General features: G+C 60.3%; 12 protein-coding genes and 1 pseudogene. 7 read left to right on the top strand and 6 right to left on the bottom strand.

Translation table 11 applies throughout. The features are described from left to right. Positions 1-818: 818 nt before the first annotated feature. The 3 genes from LOY36_RS04655 to hmpA form a co-directional block, all read right to left on the bottom strand. Complete coding sequence (locus LOY36_RS04655) at positions 819-1,328, bottom strand: disulfide bond formation protein B (protein WP_019582334.1); 510 nt, start codon at positions 1,326-1,328, stop codon at positions 819-821. 25 nt (positions 1,329-1,353) lie between these two features. Continuing rightward, positions 1,354-1,914 (bottom strand): ester cyclase, encoded by a 561-nt coding sequence (locus LOY36_RS04650; protein WP_258672414.1) that lies wholly within the window; start codon positions 1,912-1,914, stop codon positions 1,354-1,356. A gap of 249 nt (positions 1,915-2,163) precedes the next feature. Then, positions 2,164-3,345, bottom strand: coding sequence for an NO-inducible flavohemoprotein (gene hmpA, locus LOY36_RS04645; protein ID WP_258672413.1), 1,182 nt, complete (start codon positions 3,343-3,345; stop codon positions 2,164-2,166). Between the two features lie 147 nt (positions 3,346-3,492). Between hmpA and norR the strand changes: the two genes are divergently transcribed. The 5 genes from norR to LOY36_RS04620 all read left to right on the top strand — a co-directional run bounded on the left by norR (position 3,493) and on the right by LOY36_RS04620 (position 7,855). Continuing rightward, on the top strand, positions 3,493-5,046 hold the full coding sequence (gene norR, locus LOY36_RS04640) for a nitric oxide reductase transcriptional regulator NorR (RefSeq protein WP_258672412.1): 1,554 nt from the start codon (positions 3,493-3,495) through the stop codon (positions 5,044-5,046). A 189-nt stretch (positions 5,047-5,235) separates the two neighbouring features. After that, positions 5,236-6,138, top strand: a complete 903-nt coding sequence (locus tag LOY36_RS04635) for a chemotaxis protein CheV (RefSeq protein WP_018930150.1) — start codon at positions 5,236-5,238, stop codon at positions 6,136-6,138. A 27-nt stretch (positions 6,139-6,165) separates the two neighbouring features. Then, positions 6,166-6,624, top strand: a complete 459-nt coding sequence (locus LOY36_RS04630) for a GNAT family N-acetyltransferase (protein WP_258672411.1) — start codon at positions 6,166-6,168, stop codon at positions 6,622-6,624. Positions 6,625-6,695: 71 nt separating this feature from the next. After that, positions 6,696-7,022 carry a hypothetical protein gene (locus LOY36_RS04625; protein WP_258672410.1) on the top strand — a complete coding sequence of 109 codons (327 nt, stop codon included), beginning with the start codon at positions 6,696-6,698 and terminating at the stop codon, positions 7,020-7,022. Positions 7,023-7,105: 83 nt separating this feature from the next. Then, complete coding sequence (locus LOY36_RS04620; RefSeq protein ID WP_258672409.1) at positions 7,106-7,855, top strand: YkgJ family cysteine cluster protein; 750 nt, start codon at positions 7,106-7,108, stop codon at positions 7,853-7,855. A gap of 55 nt (positions 7,856-7,910) precedes the next feature. Here the strand turns inward: LOY36_RS04620 and LOY36_RS04615 are convergent. The 3 genes and pseudogenes from LOY36_RS04615 to LOY36_RS04605 all read right to left on the bottom strand — a co-directional run. Then, positions 7,911-8,666 (bottom strand): annotated as a pseudogene (locus tag LOY36_RS04615) (transporter substrate-binding domain-containing protein); the annotation flags it as partial. Positions 8,667-8,805: 139 nt separating this feature from the next. After that, the gene (locus LOY36_RS04610; RefSeq protein ID WP_018930146.1) at positions 8,806-9,063 is read right to left on the bottom strand and encodes a hypothetical protein; all 258 of its coding nucleotides are present in this window, start codon (positions 9,061-9,063) and stop codon (positions 8,806-8,808) included. A 161-nt stretch (positions 9,064-9,224) separates the two neighbouring features. Then, positions 9,225-9,596 carry a DUF6124 family protein gene (locus tag LOY36_RS04605; RefSeq protein WP_258672407.1) on the bottom strand — a complete coding sequence of 124 codons (372 nt, stop codon included), beginning with the start codon at positions 9,594-9,596 and terminating at the stop codon, positions 9,225-9,227. A gap of 1,074 nt (positions 9,597-10,670) precedes the next feature. Here LOY36_RS04605 and LOY36_RS04600 point away from each other — a divergent pair. Continuing rightward, entirely contained in the window at positions 10,671-11,831 is a 1,161-nt protein-coding gene (locus tag LOY36_RS04600; protein WP_258672406.1) for an efflux RND transporter periplasmic adaptor subunit, read from the top strand. Further along, positions 11,828-14,929, top strand: a complete 3,102-nt coding sequence (locus LOY36_RS04595; protein WP_258672405.1) for a multidrug efflux RND transporter permease subunit — start codon at positions 11,828-11,830, stop codon at positions 14,927-14,929. The genes LOY36_RS04600 and LOY36_RS04595 overlap by 4 nt, the downstream gene beginning before the upstream one ends. The last annotated feature ends 4 nt before the right edge of the window (positions 14,930-14,933 follow it).

Raw genomic sequence — 14,933 nt, 5'->3', positions numbered from 1 at the left:
CTAAAGCAGCTTGCGCAATGCAGTTGGGTTTTGATCGCCAACACTTCACCCTGCCAAGGGTTGGCATTTTTCTTGGATTGAATAAGGGCCTGCCCGTCGCGCGTCAGACGCGGTTCGACAATTGCTGGGCCTGCGGTGTGTTCTTATTCGAATTCGTGGTCAAGGGCCTTGTTACAGACCAATTCCATTTGGTGCGGATCGTCGGAAGGCACCGACAATGGGGGGTCGCATGAAGCCATCAGGCTTCTCGACGCCCTGTTCTACTCATAAGCCTGAGTCAGGATGAGCAGTGCCGGGAATTCAGTGCGGGCGATTGTAGATATGTAGCGATTCATAAACCATGTCTCATCCCGAAATAATTTTTATCCGTTCCAGCAACAATCATTCACGGTTTTTGCAAAAGTGGGCCATGGTATCGAAATTAATTCTCAACAAAAACACCAAAAAATGTAGGTGTACCGCGCGAAGTTCAGACAGCTTCCTGGGCTCTGCGCTCGCCTCAGACCCTGCTCTACCCCCTATGTGACAAGGGCTTTGGCAATTCGCCAGCCCCTGTTAAAACTGCCTGTTTGGGCTGATTGGCACTGAAAGAGGTAGTGGCTTGCAGAGCCTGTTTTGGGTACCTTGAGGTGTCCCGATTCCATGTCTTGAAATGACTTGCGACACTCGAGCTGTGACAACATGTCGCACACATGCCGCATCCAAAATTGTCGCGCATCAAGGTCTTTTCATTTGAGCTTTGAACATGCAAAACGCCCCGGTCTCTCAACGAGGACCGGGGCGTTTTTTTGTTTCCTGCAACGCTGTGGCGGACGGCCTCAGCGCAGCGCTTTGCGGTTACGCCAAGTGAGCAGCGGCACCAGCACCACGACCAGCACGAACGCCGTCAGCGCCCACTGTGCCAGGGACAAACCAAGGATCGGCGGGTACGGCGTGGAGCAGAAACCGTCGACCTGGAAGCCCAGCGGGAAGATCTTCGCCAGCGGCAGGCCGTCGACGATCGGTTGCAGCACATCGATACCACAGCTGACTTCCGGGTACAGCTGGGTATAGACGTGATGCCCGGCCACCCCGACGCCTGCGATGGCGCTGATCACCACCAACGCCTCGAACAGCGTGATGCTGCGGCGGGTGCGCATCGCCGCGCCGATAAACGCGAAGAGCGCGATCAACAGCAATGCGTAGCGCTGCAAGATGCACAGCGGGCACGGCGCCTCGCCGAGCACCACTTGCATGTACAGCGCGCCACCGATCAGCGCCAGGCAGATGATGCCCAGCAACACCAGATAGCGCCGTTCACGTCCCAACCGCATTGTTTCCTCGCTCATCGCGTTTCCCTTCTGTGTCCGTGGATCAGCTCGCCGGCGGCTGCGCTTGCAGCTGCTGCATCAGGCTGATGTTGTCTTCGATATGCCAATTGGCCGCGATGCGACCGTTGTCGATCTGATAGATATCGGTTGCCCGGAAGTCTACACGCTGGCCCTGACCTTTGAGAGCCTTGAACGGGCCGGTGAAGTGCCCTCGAAAGTGCAAATGCACCACCACCCGATCACCGGCAATGATCATTTGTTCGATCTCGCAGCTCAGGTCCGGCACCGCCGCGCGAAAGAACTTCGACGCCAGCAGCGGCCCGGTTGGCCCCTGAACCCGGCCTTCGGGCGGGGTCTTGTCGACGAACTGTTCCGACAAGGCCGCCTTGGCCAACGCCTCCTCCCCGGTATTCCAGAAGCTGCCATAACGCCGGGCGGCCAATTCCATGGAATCGCGCTGCGCCTTGGGCAGGCTCTGATCGACGATCAGGGATTGCGGCTGGAGCAAGGCTGGCTCGGCGCAAGCAAAGGGACTCGCCAGCAGCGCAGCGGTCAGGCTGAGGCCGGCCAGGGTTGAACGGCAGGAGAAGATGATGTGAGTCATGGGGCGATCCTGATCATGTAAACGAACGAGCGCCTATCATCAGCATCGGGGAATAAACGATAAACCGGTTAAGAACGGATTAACCTTTAAGCGTTTTTTACGAATTAGGATCGTGGTGCCGCTATCGCGGGCAAGCCCGGCTCCCACAGCATAGATGTCGTACACAACGTTTGTGATCGACAACAATCCTGTGGGAGCCGGGCTTGCCCGCGATGAAGGCGACTCGGTCTCCCGAGTCGCCGCAACCGTTTACTCCAACGCCGCAGCCGGCCCGAAGAACTCGTAACGGCTTTGTTTCTCCGGCACACCCAAGGCCTTGAGGTGACGCTTGATCGCCGACATGAAGCCTTTAGGCCCCAGGAAGTAAGCATCGACATCGCGCTGCTGCGGCAACCACTCGCCGAGTTGCTCCTGGCTCAGCAGGCCAACCTTGTCCGCCGCCGGGCTGACGCCATCGTCTTCGGCGTAGCAATAGAAGCGCTTGAGCTGCGGATGACGTTCGGCCAGCCCGTCGATCCAGTCGCGGAAGGCATGCACGCTGCCATTGCGCGCACAGTGGATAAAGTGCACCGGCCGCTCGGTCGCCAGCGCCGCTTCGAGCATCGCCAGTGTCGGGGTGATGCCGACACCGCCACTGATCAGCACCAGCGGTTTGTCGCTGGCGGTCAGGGTGAAGTCGCCCGCTGGCGGGAACAGCATGATGCTCGCGCCGACGTGCAGTTGATCGTGCAAATGGTTGGAGGCGCGGCCACCAGTTTCGCGCTTGACGCTGATGCGGTACTGGCCCTTGTTCGCCAGCGCCGACAGCGAATAGTTACGCCGGATTTCCTCACCATCGAGGATCAATTTCATGCCGATGTACTGGCCGGGCTCGGCCGCGAGAATCGGCCCTTTATCCGCCGGCTCGAAGTAGAACGAAGTGATTTCCGAACTTTCCTCGACTTTGGCCGCCACGATGAATTCCCGCGCGCCGCGCCAGCCGCCCGGTGCCTGGGCTTTCTGGTCGTAGATACTGGCTTCGGCACCGATCAGGATTTCGGCCAGTTGGTTGTAGGCCGCGCCCCAGGCGCTCATCACTTCAGGCGTGGCAATTTCGTCGCCCAGTACTTCAGAGATTGCCCGCAACAGGCAGCTGCCCACGATCGGGTAATGTTCCGGGAGGATTTGCAGGGCCACGTGCTTGTTGATGATCTTGGCCACCAGGTCGCCCAACTGATCGAGCTGATCGATGTGCCGCGCGTACATCAATACACCGTTGGCCAAGGCGCGAGGCTGATCGCCGCTGGCCTGGTGGGCCTGGTTGAACAGCGGGCGGACTTCCGGGTATTCGGAGAGCATCATGCGATAGAAGTGAGTGATCAACGCTTCGCCACCGCTTTCCAACAGCGGCACGGTGGATTTGATGATGGCACGGTCTTGAACGCTAAGCATAAGAGCAACTCCTGGGCTTTATATGAATACCCTTTGCTTATCAGTTTCCATGCCAACAATTAAAACCTTATAAATCAAACAGTTAAAAACAAAGTAGTCATATCGACACACATCGATTTATAGTCATAGCGACTACACGGAGTCATTATGACTGCAAAATTACTGCTCACGACCCTGCTGCCCCTGGTCTCCGACCTGTCCCGCGAGCTACCCGAAGGCGAGCGCTATCGGCGCCTGCTCGAAGCCATGCGCGCCCTGCTCCCTTGCGACGCCGCCGCCCTGCTGCGACTCGACGGCGAATGGCTGGTGCCGCTGGCCGTGGACGGGTTGAGCACCGATACCCTCGGCCGACGCTTCAAGATCAGCGAACACCCGCGCTTCGAAGTGCTGCTCAGCAGTCCCGGCCCGACCCGCTTCGCCGCCGACAGCGACTTGCCCGACCCTTATGACGGCCTGGTCGATGGCCTGCACGAGCATTTGGAAGTCCACGACTGCATGGGCTGCCCGCTGTTTATCGACGAGCGCCCGTGGGGTTTGCTGACCCTCGACGCCCTTGACCCTGAACGTTTTGAACCGATCGAACTGGACGCCCTGCAAGCCTTCGCCAGCCTCGCCGCCGCCACCGTAAACGCCGCCGAGCGCATCGAACGGCTGGCCAATCGCGCCGAAGACGAACATCAACGCGCCGAGGTTTACCGACAGGCCAGCGGCCAGCAGAGCCGCGAAATGATCGGCCAGAGCAAGGCTTACAAACGCCTGGTGGAAGAGATCAACCTGGTGGGCGGCAGCGATCTGACGGTGCTGATCACTGGCGAAACTGGGGTCGGCAAAGAGCTGGTGGCGCAGGCCATTCACGCCGCGTCGCCCCGGGCCGACAAACCAATCATCAGCCTCAACTGCGCCGCCCTGCCGGACACCCTGGTGGAGAGCGAACTGTTCGGCCATGTGCGTGGCGCCTTCACCGGCGCGATGAACGATCGTCGCGGCAAGTTCGAACTGGCCAATGGCGGCACGTTGTTCCTCGATGAAGTGGGCGAACTGTCGCTGGCGGTGCAGGCCAAATTGCTCAGGGTGCTGCAGAGCGGGCAATTGCAGCGGCTGGGGTCGGACAAGGAACATCAGGTCGACGTGCGGCTGATCGCGGCGACCAACCGCGACCTGGCCGAGGAAGTACGCAGCGGCCGCTACCGCGCCGACTTCTATCATCGCCTGAGCGTTTACCCGTTGCTGGTGCCTGCGCTGCGAGATCGCGGTCGGGATGTGCTGTTGCTCAGCGGCTACTTCCTGGAGCAAAACCGCTCACGCATGGGCCTCAACAGCCTGCGCCTGACCAGCGATGCCCAAGCGGCATTGTTGGGGTATGGTTGGCCGGGGAACGTGCGGGAGCTTGAGCACTTGATTGGCCGCAGCGCGTTGAAGGCGCTGGGTAATTGCACGCAACGGCCAAAGATTCTCAGCTTGAGCGCGGCGGATCTGGATTTGCCCAATAGCGGCGTAGAACAGGCAGCGGAACCCGTGGTCGCTGCGCCGGTAGCAGAGTTGATTCCAGGGGATTTGCGTGAAGCCACCGAGCACTATCAGCGCCAACTGATCAGCGCTTGCCTGGAACGGCACCACCACAACTGGGCCAGCGCGGCGCGGGAGTTGGGTCTGGATCGGGCGAACCTGGGGCGGATGGCCAAGCGGCTGGGTATGAAATAAGCAAAGATCGCAGCCTTCGGCAGCTCCTACGCCGATCGCATTTCCCTGTAGGAGCTGCCGGAGGCTGCGATCTTTTGATCTACCCAACCTTTATTGGTGCTAAAGCCAGCCTATAACAAGTCGATAACCCGGCATCGATAGCTGTTGGCGATGCTCATAATCGCCTCACCTTTTCCACAGAAGGTTTTTATGTCTTCCAACAAAGCCCGCGCAGATTCACTTTCGCTTCTGCTGTTTACCTTGCGCAGCGGCAAGCTGATGGCGATCAACCTGCTGAAAGTCAGCGAAATCATCCCCTGCCCGCCGCTGACCAAGCTGCCGGAGTCGCATCCCCACGTCAAAGGCATCGCCACCCTGCGCGGCGCGTCGTTGTCGGTGATCGACCTGAGCCGCGCCATCGGCGAACGACCGCTGGAAGACCCGAACGGTGGCTGCCTGATCGTCACCGACGTCAGCCGCTCCAAACAGGGCCTGCACGTTCAGGCGGTGAGCAAGATCGTCCACTGCCTGACCACCGACATCCGCCCACCACCCTTCGGCTCTGGCGGCGTGCGCTCGTACATCACCGGCGTGACGTCGGTCGACGGCACCCTGGTGCAAGTACTGGATATCGAAAAGGTCATCCACGGCATTGCGCCGGCGCAGATCGAAATGGCCCCGACCGAACTGAGCATGGAAGAGGCTGAAGTACTGGGCAATGCACGGATTCTGGTGGTCGATGACAGCCAGGTCGCCCTGCAACAATCGGTGCACACCCTGCGCAACCTCGGCCTGCAATGCCACACTGCGCGCAGTGCCAAGGAAGCCATCGATTGTCTGCTGGACCTGCAAGGCACCGCCCAGCAGATCAACCTGATCGTCTCGGACATCGAAATGTCGGAGATGGACGGCTATGCCTTCACCCGCACCTTGCGCGAAACCCCGGACTTCTCGCACCTCTACGTGTTGCTGCACACCTCGCTGGACAGCGCGATGAACAGCGAGAAGGCTCGACTGGCCGGGGCCAACGGGGTGCTGACCAAGTTCTCCTCGCCAGAACTGACCAAGTGCCTGATCGAGGCGGCCAGGGTCGTCGCCGAACAAGGTCACTGAGTGTTGGCCGAGGAATTTTGCTTTCTGATGCGGCGCAACCTCGCTGAGGATGTGCCGCTTTCCACTTGGCCAAATGGCGTTGAGCTGACCGAGTACCGTCCCGAACTTGCCGAAGCCGTTCATCACTTGATGGAACTGGGCTATCGGGATGGCGGCGGCCGCGTACCGGCGCTGGAAGTCTGGCAACAGCGGTTTGAAGCCGATCCTGAGTACGATCCGACCCTGTGCTTCATCGCTCTGGATGCCGAAGGCATCGTCGGCGTCGCCCAGTGCTGGACCAGTGCCTACATCAAGGATTTGGTGGTGCACCCGCGTGCTCGAGGCCTCGGACTTGGCCGTGCGCTGCTGCTCCATACTTTCAAGGTGTTTGCGCAGCGCCGCGAAGGTTTTGTGGATTTGAAGGTGCGGGAAGACAACCTTCGGGCGCGGGGTTTGTATGAAAGTGCCGGGATGTATGTGGTCCGGCGGGAGCCGGTGCCTGTCTGATACACCGCTTTCGCGAGCAAACCATCAGGCATACTCCGACCTTGACCACTACACGCCAAGGATGCCTGATCATGAAAGCCACCACCCTGACCTTCCTCTGTCTCACCACCCTCGCCGCCCAGGCCCACGCCTCCAGCCCCGATGCCTGGGCCGCCTTCGACAAAGCCGTGCTCGCCGGTTGCACCAAGGCCAGCGGCCTGAAAAACCCCCAACCCGTCGGCAATGCCGCGCAGTTCGATGACCGGGTCGGTTATGCCGCACTCCTGCTGCAAGGCCAGTACCCGCAAAAACACATGAAAGGCCAGCAAGGCACCGAGCTGTGCCTCTACAACAAGAAAAGCAAAACCGCCTACGTCACCGAATGGGACTCCATCCGTCCAACCACAAAAGCTCAGTGAATGGCGCATAACTTGCTTTGGCACAGGCCTTTGCGGTGGCTTTCTGTCGCCGTTTCATACCCTCACAGGTCACTGGCCGTTCAATGAATACACCGTTTTCCTGCGTAGGTTGTGGCAAATGCTGCACCGACCACCACGTGCCCCTGACACTGGCCGAAGCCCGCATGTGGGCGGCCGATGGCGGCCAGGTGATCGTGCTGGTGGAAGCCTTTCTCGCCAACGGCCTGGGCCTGCCAGCACAACAACGCGAACACGCCGAACGCCGTTCGGCGCTGGTTCGCAGCGGCACCTGCGAAGCGCACGTGGCGATCACCTTCGCCGCCTACAACGTCGGCCCCTGCCGGAATCTTGACGAAGACAACCTCTGCCGCATCTACGAACGCCGCCCGCTGGTGTGCCGCATCTATCCGATGGAAATCAACCCGCATATCCCGCTCAACCCGGCAACAAAGGATTGCCCGCCCGAGTCATGGGAAAAAGGCCCGGATCTGATTGTTGGCGGTGAACTGGTCGATCAGGAATTGGCAGGATTGATCCAGCGCTCCCGCCAGGCGGATCGCGACGAGATTCAGGCCAAGGATGCGATTTGCGCGCTATTGGGGATTCGAACGACAGCGCTGAAGGGCGATGGGTTTACCGCTTATCTGCCGGACATGACCGCGTTTGCCATGGTGATCGATCAGGTGGCGCAGCAATCGCAGGCCGGGGCGGGCGGTGAATGGCTGTTTCATGTGTCTGGCGATGATATCGCCGGGCAAGTGCTGGCGGCCGGGGCGCAGGTGGTGACTGAAGCGCCGCTGAACTATGCGTTTATTTCGTTGCGGGCGGCCTGAACCGCCAAACCGCCGCGCAGTGTCCTTGCGCAGCGGTTTTTTTAACCTCTTAGCGAGGCAGGTAACGCCCGGTAATCGCCTGGTACTGGCCATTCTGCTTGAGACGCTCAAGGGCCGCATTCAGCTCATCGCGCAAGGCGGTGTCGGATTGGCGCACAGCCATCGCCACGCCACTGCCCAGCATGGGGTCCTTGAGCGCAGGCCCGGAAAAATCAAATCCTTGCCCCTGAGGCTGACTTAAAAACGCCTGGGTGATCTCAATCGAGTCTTGCAGGGTCACGTCGATCTCACCCGCCAGCAGGCTGGCTATCAGTTGACTGTTGAAATTGAAACTGCGCACCGTCACTCCCGCCGGAGCCCAACGGGCCTTGGCGAACGCCTCACGGCTGGTGCCTGTCAGAACGCCGACACGCTTGCCTTTGAGCGATTGCGCATCCGGCTGCAGATTCGCCCCTGTACGCGCCACCAGACGGCTGTTCAAGGGATAAAGATTATCGGTGAAGTCGAGCCGTTCTCGACGCGCCGGCGTTGCCGTCATGGGCATGATCACATCGAAATGGTTGGCCTCCAGGGCCGGGATGTTGGTGGCGTAATCCTGATCAACCCAGACACAGCGTTTTTTGAGCTCGGCGCATAGCGCATTACCCAGTTCGATGTTCAATCCGACCAGCTCACCTTTGTCGTTGCGACTCTCGAAGGGGGGAACCAGGGCCTCGACCCCGAAACGGATCTGTGGATTGGCCGCAGACGAAACACAGCCGGCGGTCAGGACCACCAGCGACAACAGGGAGAAGATTTTTACCAAAGGCATTTCGGTGACCGTCATCAAGCATTCAGGGACATGAATCTTTGATGAGTGGTCACCGACTTCCCAGAGGACAAATCGCTCATCCTTGTGGGAATTGTCTCAATGACAGAAGGAACTGCTACCGACAAAAAACGCCTGGCGGTCAGCGTTTGCCCATCGAACGACGAGTGCCGGGAGGCGCTGCGCCCGGGGTCTTGGTGTGGCCGTTCTTGGCGCCATTCTTGTACCAAGGCTGGCTGGCGCTCTTCGCGGCGGCCAGTTCGCCCGGCTTGAACGGAAACTTGAACGCCGGGATCGCCGCTTTGGTTTCGCTGTCGGCGCTGGAGTCGACGCTGTCGGGCAGGTCTGCCTGGTCGTCGCGCAAAGCGTCGGCAACCGGCGGTTGTGTCGGGGAAGTCATGAAAGCTCCGGGTGATGCTAAAGAGTCGGGCCCGGTAGGCGAGCCACGAAAGGCGGCAGTATACCTGTGTCGGAGGCTGCAGGCTGCAGCTGGTCAGTCGGGTTTTGTGCCGACTGACCAACCGCCATCGCAAGCCTGCTCGCGATGAACGATAACGCAGTCTACGCCGGATCGACGTTATCCAGCGCCCGGTTCACCGCCAGCTCCGCCAGCATGATGCTCTGTTGAATCGCCAGCGCCGTGTAGCGCTGCGGGCCAGTCAGGTCGTTGGAGAAATCGCTGGCCAGGACACTCGCCGTGGCTAACGATTCGTAGGCGTGGGCCAAGAGGCTTTCGGTATCCATATTCGGGGCGACCATGAACATGGTGCTGGGGCGGCGTTTTTTTTCGGTGTAGGGCGTTGGGGGATCGAGGTAGTAGTCGAGGGCGCGTTTTATGGCTTCGCGGTCTTTGAGTAATTCTTCGGCGCGCGAGGCTTCGGCGGTGGGTGTGGTGGTGGTGTTGAAGGGTGGATCGGGGACTAACTTATCCATGGAAACTCCTGCTGGAATGGGTGCCACCACTCGCCGGATCTCAAGCGACGAAGAGGTGGCAGCTATGTGCAGAGTGAGATCCACCGGTAGCAGGCAACCGGCCAGACCGAAGTCTGCCCGCACACAGCTGCCATAACGCATTTACAGGCAGCGGATAAGCTGGCGCCAATTATGGTGGTATTGGCGCTAGATGCATACTAATTGCCGGGGATCTCACGCCCGGTCGCTGAATTGTCAGCGACAGCCAAAGACTAGAGAGCCCGCTTCCGACGGACAACCTGAAAGATGTGTGGGAAAGGTCTGCGTTCTGACACATCGATTAAACATTCAAAAGCGGAACGCGGAAGGCATTGCGCCCCACAACCCACGCCTGACACCGCTTTGCGTAGGAGCTGCCGAAGGCTGCGATCTTTTGATCTTGAAAACCAACGTCAAAAGATCGCAGCCTTCGGCAGCTCCTACATAGGTTTGTGTACACCCGCTATGGATTGGTCGGCTGTCAGGCCGCCTTCGCGGGCAAGTCGGATCGCCGCACCGCTCGCTCCTACGGTGAAGCGGCGCACACCTCTGCCCTTCACCACTCAACAGGTCGAGCGTTAGCTCGCCTGCCGCTTTTGATCTTGATTCACCCGCCCCTTCGGGAGGCTGAGCGCAGGTGTTCATCTGGGGATTGGCGCGCAGCGCCGTTCGACGCAGTCGAACCCATCGCATGTAGGTTGAAGCGAAGCCAACCGTAGGGCGATGCCCCCAGATGGATACCGGAGCGAAGGAACCCCGAGCCTTAGCGAGGGGCCGGACGCTTGGGGCGAGCGTTTTTTGCTTCCTTTTTTAGGCGCTTGTAAAAAAGGGAGTCGCCGTAAGGGCGAAACCGCCAGCTGCCGTTACCGCAGAAATGGATATGTACTCCGTAAGTAAGAGCTTGGTCGGCTATAAGGCCGCCAAGATCAAAACAAGATCCCGGTCCAAACTGACAGCGCCGTCAGTTACCAGTCACGCTCCTGACCGGCGAACAGGTTTATAAAGGAAGGTATAAACCTGACAAAACCAGACCACTCAGCCCGGCGCCCCACTCGCATGCGAATTCAGAAAAAAACCGCCCTGCTCGCCGCCCTTCTGATCGCCTTGGCAGCGACGGGCGTTTGGTACGCCACCAAACCCACCACCGCCAAACTGGCCGCCCCCAGCGCCATCCCCGTGCGGGTGGTCAGCGTCGCTGAAAAAGATGTGCCCTGCTACGTCAGCGGCATCGGCTCGGTGTTGTCCTTGCACAGCGTGGTCGTGCGCCCGCAAATCGACGGCATCCTCACCAAACTGCTGGTCAAGGAAGGCCAACTGGTGAACCAGGGCGACCTGCTGGCCACCCTCGATGACCGCTCGATCCGCGCCAGCCTCGACCAGGCCCGGGCGCAACTGGGCGAAAGCCAGGCGCAACTGCAAGTGGCCCAGGTCAACCTCAAACGCTACAAACTGCTCAGTGTCGACGACGGCGTGTCCAAGCAGACCTACGACCAGCAACAAGCCCTGGTCAACCAACTCAAAGCCACCGCCCAAGGCAATCAGGCCTCGATCGACGCCGCTCTGGTACAGCTTTCCTACACACAGATTCGCTCGCCAGTCACCGGTCGCGTTGGTATTCGCACGGTGGATGAAGGCAACTTCCTGCGCATGACCGACACCCAAGGCTTGTTCACAGTGACCCAGATCGACCCGATCGCCGTGGAGTTTTCCCTGCCGCAGCAAATGCTGCCGACCCTGCAAGGCCTGATCAACAATCCACAGCAAGCACCGGTCAAGGCTTACATCGGCGCCGACACTGACGGTGAAACCGGCAACCTGCTGGGCGAAGGTCACCTGACCCTGATCGACAACCAGATCAACGCCAACACCGGCACCATCCGCGCCAAGGCCGAATTCGCCAACCCCGCACAGAAACTCTGGCCGGGCCTGCTGGTGACGGTAAAGATTCAGACAGCGCTGGATAAAAATGCGCTGGTGGTGCCGCCCACGGTCGTACAACGCGGGCTCGATCAACATTTCGTGTACAGGGTCAACGGCGACAAGGTCGAAGCCGTGCAGGTGCAAATGGTCTATCAAGGCAGCGGCCAGGACATTATCAAAGGCGTTAAACCGGGCGACGTGCTGGTCAGCGACGGCCAATCGAGGCTCAAACCCGGCTCGACGGTTCAGGTACTGAGCGAGCCACCGCAAGTGGTCCAATCGGAGCCAAAACCATGAAGGGCCACGGTTCCATTTCCGCGTGGTGCATCGATCATCCGGTGGCGACGGTCCTGCTGACCTTTGCCCTTATATTGCTCGGCGTCATCGCCTTCCCGCGACTGTCGATTGCGCCACTGCCGGAAGCGGAATTCCCGACCATTCAGGTGGCCGCGCAGCTGCCCGGCGCCAACCCGGAGACCATGGCCTCATCGGTGGCCACGCCGCTTGAAGTGCAATTCAGCGCCATCCCCGGCGTAACCCAGATGACCTCGAGCAGCGCCTTGGGCTCAACAATCCTGACCCTGCAATTCACCCTCGACAAAAGCATCGACACCGCCGCCCAGGAAGTCCAGGCCGCGATCAACACCGCCGCCGGCAAACTGCCCAAAGACATGCCGAACCTGCCGACCTGGCGCAAGGTCAACCCGGCCGACAGCCCGGTGCTGATCCTCAGCATCAATTCACCGCAAATGCCCGGCACCGAACTCAGCGATCTGGTAGAAACCCTGCTCGCCCGTCAGATCAGTCAGATCGACGGTGTAGGCCAAGTCAATATCACCGGTCAGCAACGTCCGGCGATTCGCGTGCAGGCCTCGGCGGACAAACTCGCCGCCATTGGCCTGACCCTGGCGGACATTCGCCTGGCGATCCAGCAAACCAGCCTCAACCAGGCCAAAGGTGCGTTGTACGGCGAGTCGAGCATCTCGACCCTGTCCACCAACGACCAGTTGTTCCACCCCGAGGATTACAGCCAACTCATCGTTTCCTACAAGAACGGTGCCCCAGTTCATCTCAAGGACGTGGCCAAAGTGGTCAACGGTTCAGAAGATGCCTACATCCAGGCCTGGGCTGACGGCCAGCCGGGGGTGAACCTGGTGATTTTCCGGCAACCGAGCGCCAACATCGTCGAGACCGTTGATCGTATTCAAGCGGCCCTGCCGACGCTGAATGCCATGTTGCCGGCCTCGGTGCAGGTCAAGGTGTTGATCGACCGCACCCAGACCATCCGCGCCTCGCTGCATGAAGTGGAAGTCACCCTGCTGATCGCGATCCTGCTGGTGGTGGCGGTGATGGCGCTGTTCCTGCGGCAACTGTCGGCGACCCTGATCGTGACAGCGGTGCTCGGTGTGTCGCTGACTGCCAGTTTCGCCCTGATGTACATCATGGGCTTCAGCCTGAATAACCTGACGCTGGTGGCGATCGTGGTGTCCGTCGGGTTTGTGGTCGACGATGCGATTGTGGTGGTGGAAAACATTCACCGGCACCTGGAGGCCGGCGACGGCATGCGCGAGGCGGCGATCAAAGGCGCCGGCGAGATCGGTTTTACCGTGGTCTCGATCAGTTTCTCGCTGGTGGCGGCGTTCATTCCGCTGCTGTTCATGGGCGGCGTGGTCGGGCGGCTGTTCAAGGAGTTCGCCTTGACCGCGACCTCGACCATCCTGATTTCGGTGGTGGTGTCCCTGACCCTGGCACCGACGCTGGCCGCGCTGTTCATGCGCGCACCGGTGCATCATGCCCACAGCAAGCCGGGTTTCGGCGAGCGCTTGCTGGCGCTGTACGATAAGGGCCTGCGCCGCGCCCTCGCCCATCAGACATTGATGATCGGTGTGTTCGGCCTGTCGCTGGGGCTGGCCATTGCCGGTTACATCTTCATCCCCAAAGGCTTCTTCCCGATACAGGACACCGGATTCGTCCTCGGCACCACCGAAGCAGCTGCAGATATTTCCTACGGCGACATGGTGAAAAAACACTTGGCGATGGCCGAAATCGTCGCCGCCGACCCCGCCGTCGAGACGTTCTCGCACTCGGTCGGCGTTTCAGGCAGCAACCAGACCATCGCCAACGGCCGCTTCTGGATTTCGCTGAAAAAACGTGGCGACCGCGATGTGTCCGCCAGCCAGTTCATCGACCGGATTCGCCCGCAACTGATGAAAGTCCCGGGCATCGTGCTGTACCTGCGCGCCGGGCAAGACATCAACCTCAGCTCCGGCCCGAGCCGCGCCCAGTACCAATATGTGCTCAAGAGCAACGACGGTGCCCTCCTGAGTACCTGGACCCAGCGCTTGACGGAAAAACTGCGCAGCAACCCGGCGTTCCGCGACATTTCCAACGACTTGCAACTGGGCGGCAGCATCACCCACATCAGCATCGACCGCAGCGCCGCGGCGCGTTTCGGCCTGACCGCCAGCGATGTCGACGAGGCGCTGTACGACGCCTTCGGTCAGCGGCAAATCAATGAATTCCAGACCCAGACCAACCAGTACAACGTGATTCTGGAACTGGACACCAAACAGCGCGGCAAGGCCGAAAGCCTCAACTATTTCTACCTGCGCTCGCCGCTGAGTGGGGAAATGGTGCCGCTGTCGGCCCTGGCGAAATTCGATGCACCGACCATCGGCCCGCTGTCCATCGCTCACGACGGGATGTTCCCGGCGGCCAACCTGTCATTCAACTTGGCATCCGGCGTGGCGTTGGGTGATGCGGTGATCATGCTCAACCAGGCCAAGGCTGACATCGGTATGCCGGCCGCCATCAGCGGTAACTTCCAGGGCGCGGCCCAGGCGTTCCAGAGTTCGCTGGCCAGCCAGCCGTGGTTGATTCTGGCGGCGTTGGTGGCGGTGTACATCATTCTTGGCGTGCTGTACGAGAGCTTCGTGCATCCGCTGACGATCATCTCGACCCTGCCCTCGGCGGGGCTCGGGGCGGTGATCATGCTGTGGATCTCTGGCCAGGACTTTTCGATCATGGCGCTGATCGGGCTGGTGTTGCTGATCGGCATCGTCAAGAAGAACGGCATTCTGATGATCGACTTCGCGCTGGATGCCCAGCGCAACCGTGGCCTGCCACCGCTGGAGGCGATCCATGAGGCCTGCCTTACACGGTTCCGGCCGATCATCATGACCACGCTTGCCGCCCTGCTCGGCGCCTTGCCGTTGATGATCGGCTACGGCACCGGCGCCGAACTGCGTCAGCCATTGGGTATTGCGGTGGTCGGCGGCTTGCTGGTGAGCCAGGCGCTGACGCTGTTCACTACGCCGGTCATATACTTGTGGCTTGAGCGGCTATTTCATAGACCCACACCAGCACAGCAGCCGGTGCTGGTGACCACAGACTGAGGCG

The organism is Pseudomonas sp. B21-019, from assembly GCF_024749225.1.
Classification (GTDB): Bacteria; Pseudomonadota; Gammaproteobacteria; order Pseudomonadales; family Pseudomonadaceae; genus Aquipseudomonas.
This window is presented reverse-complemented; position numbering and strand designations above follow the sequence as displayed.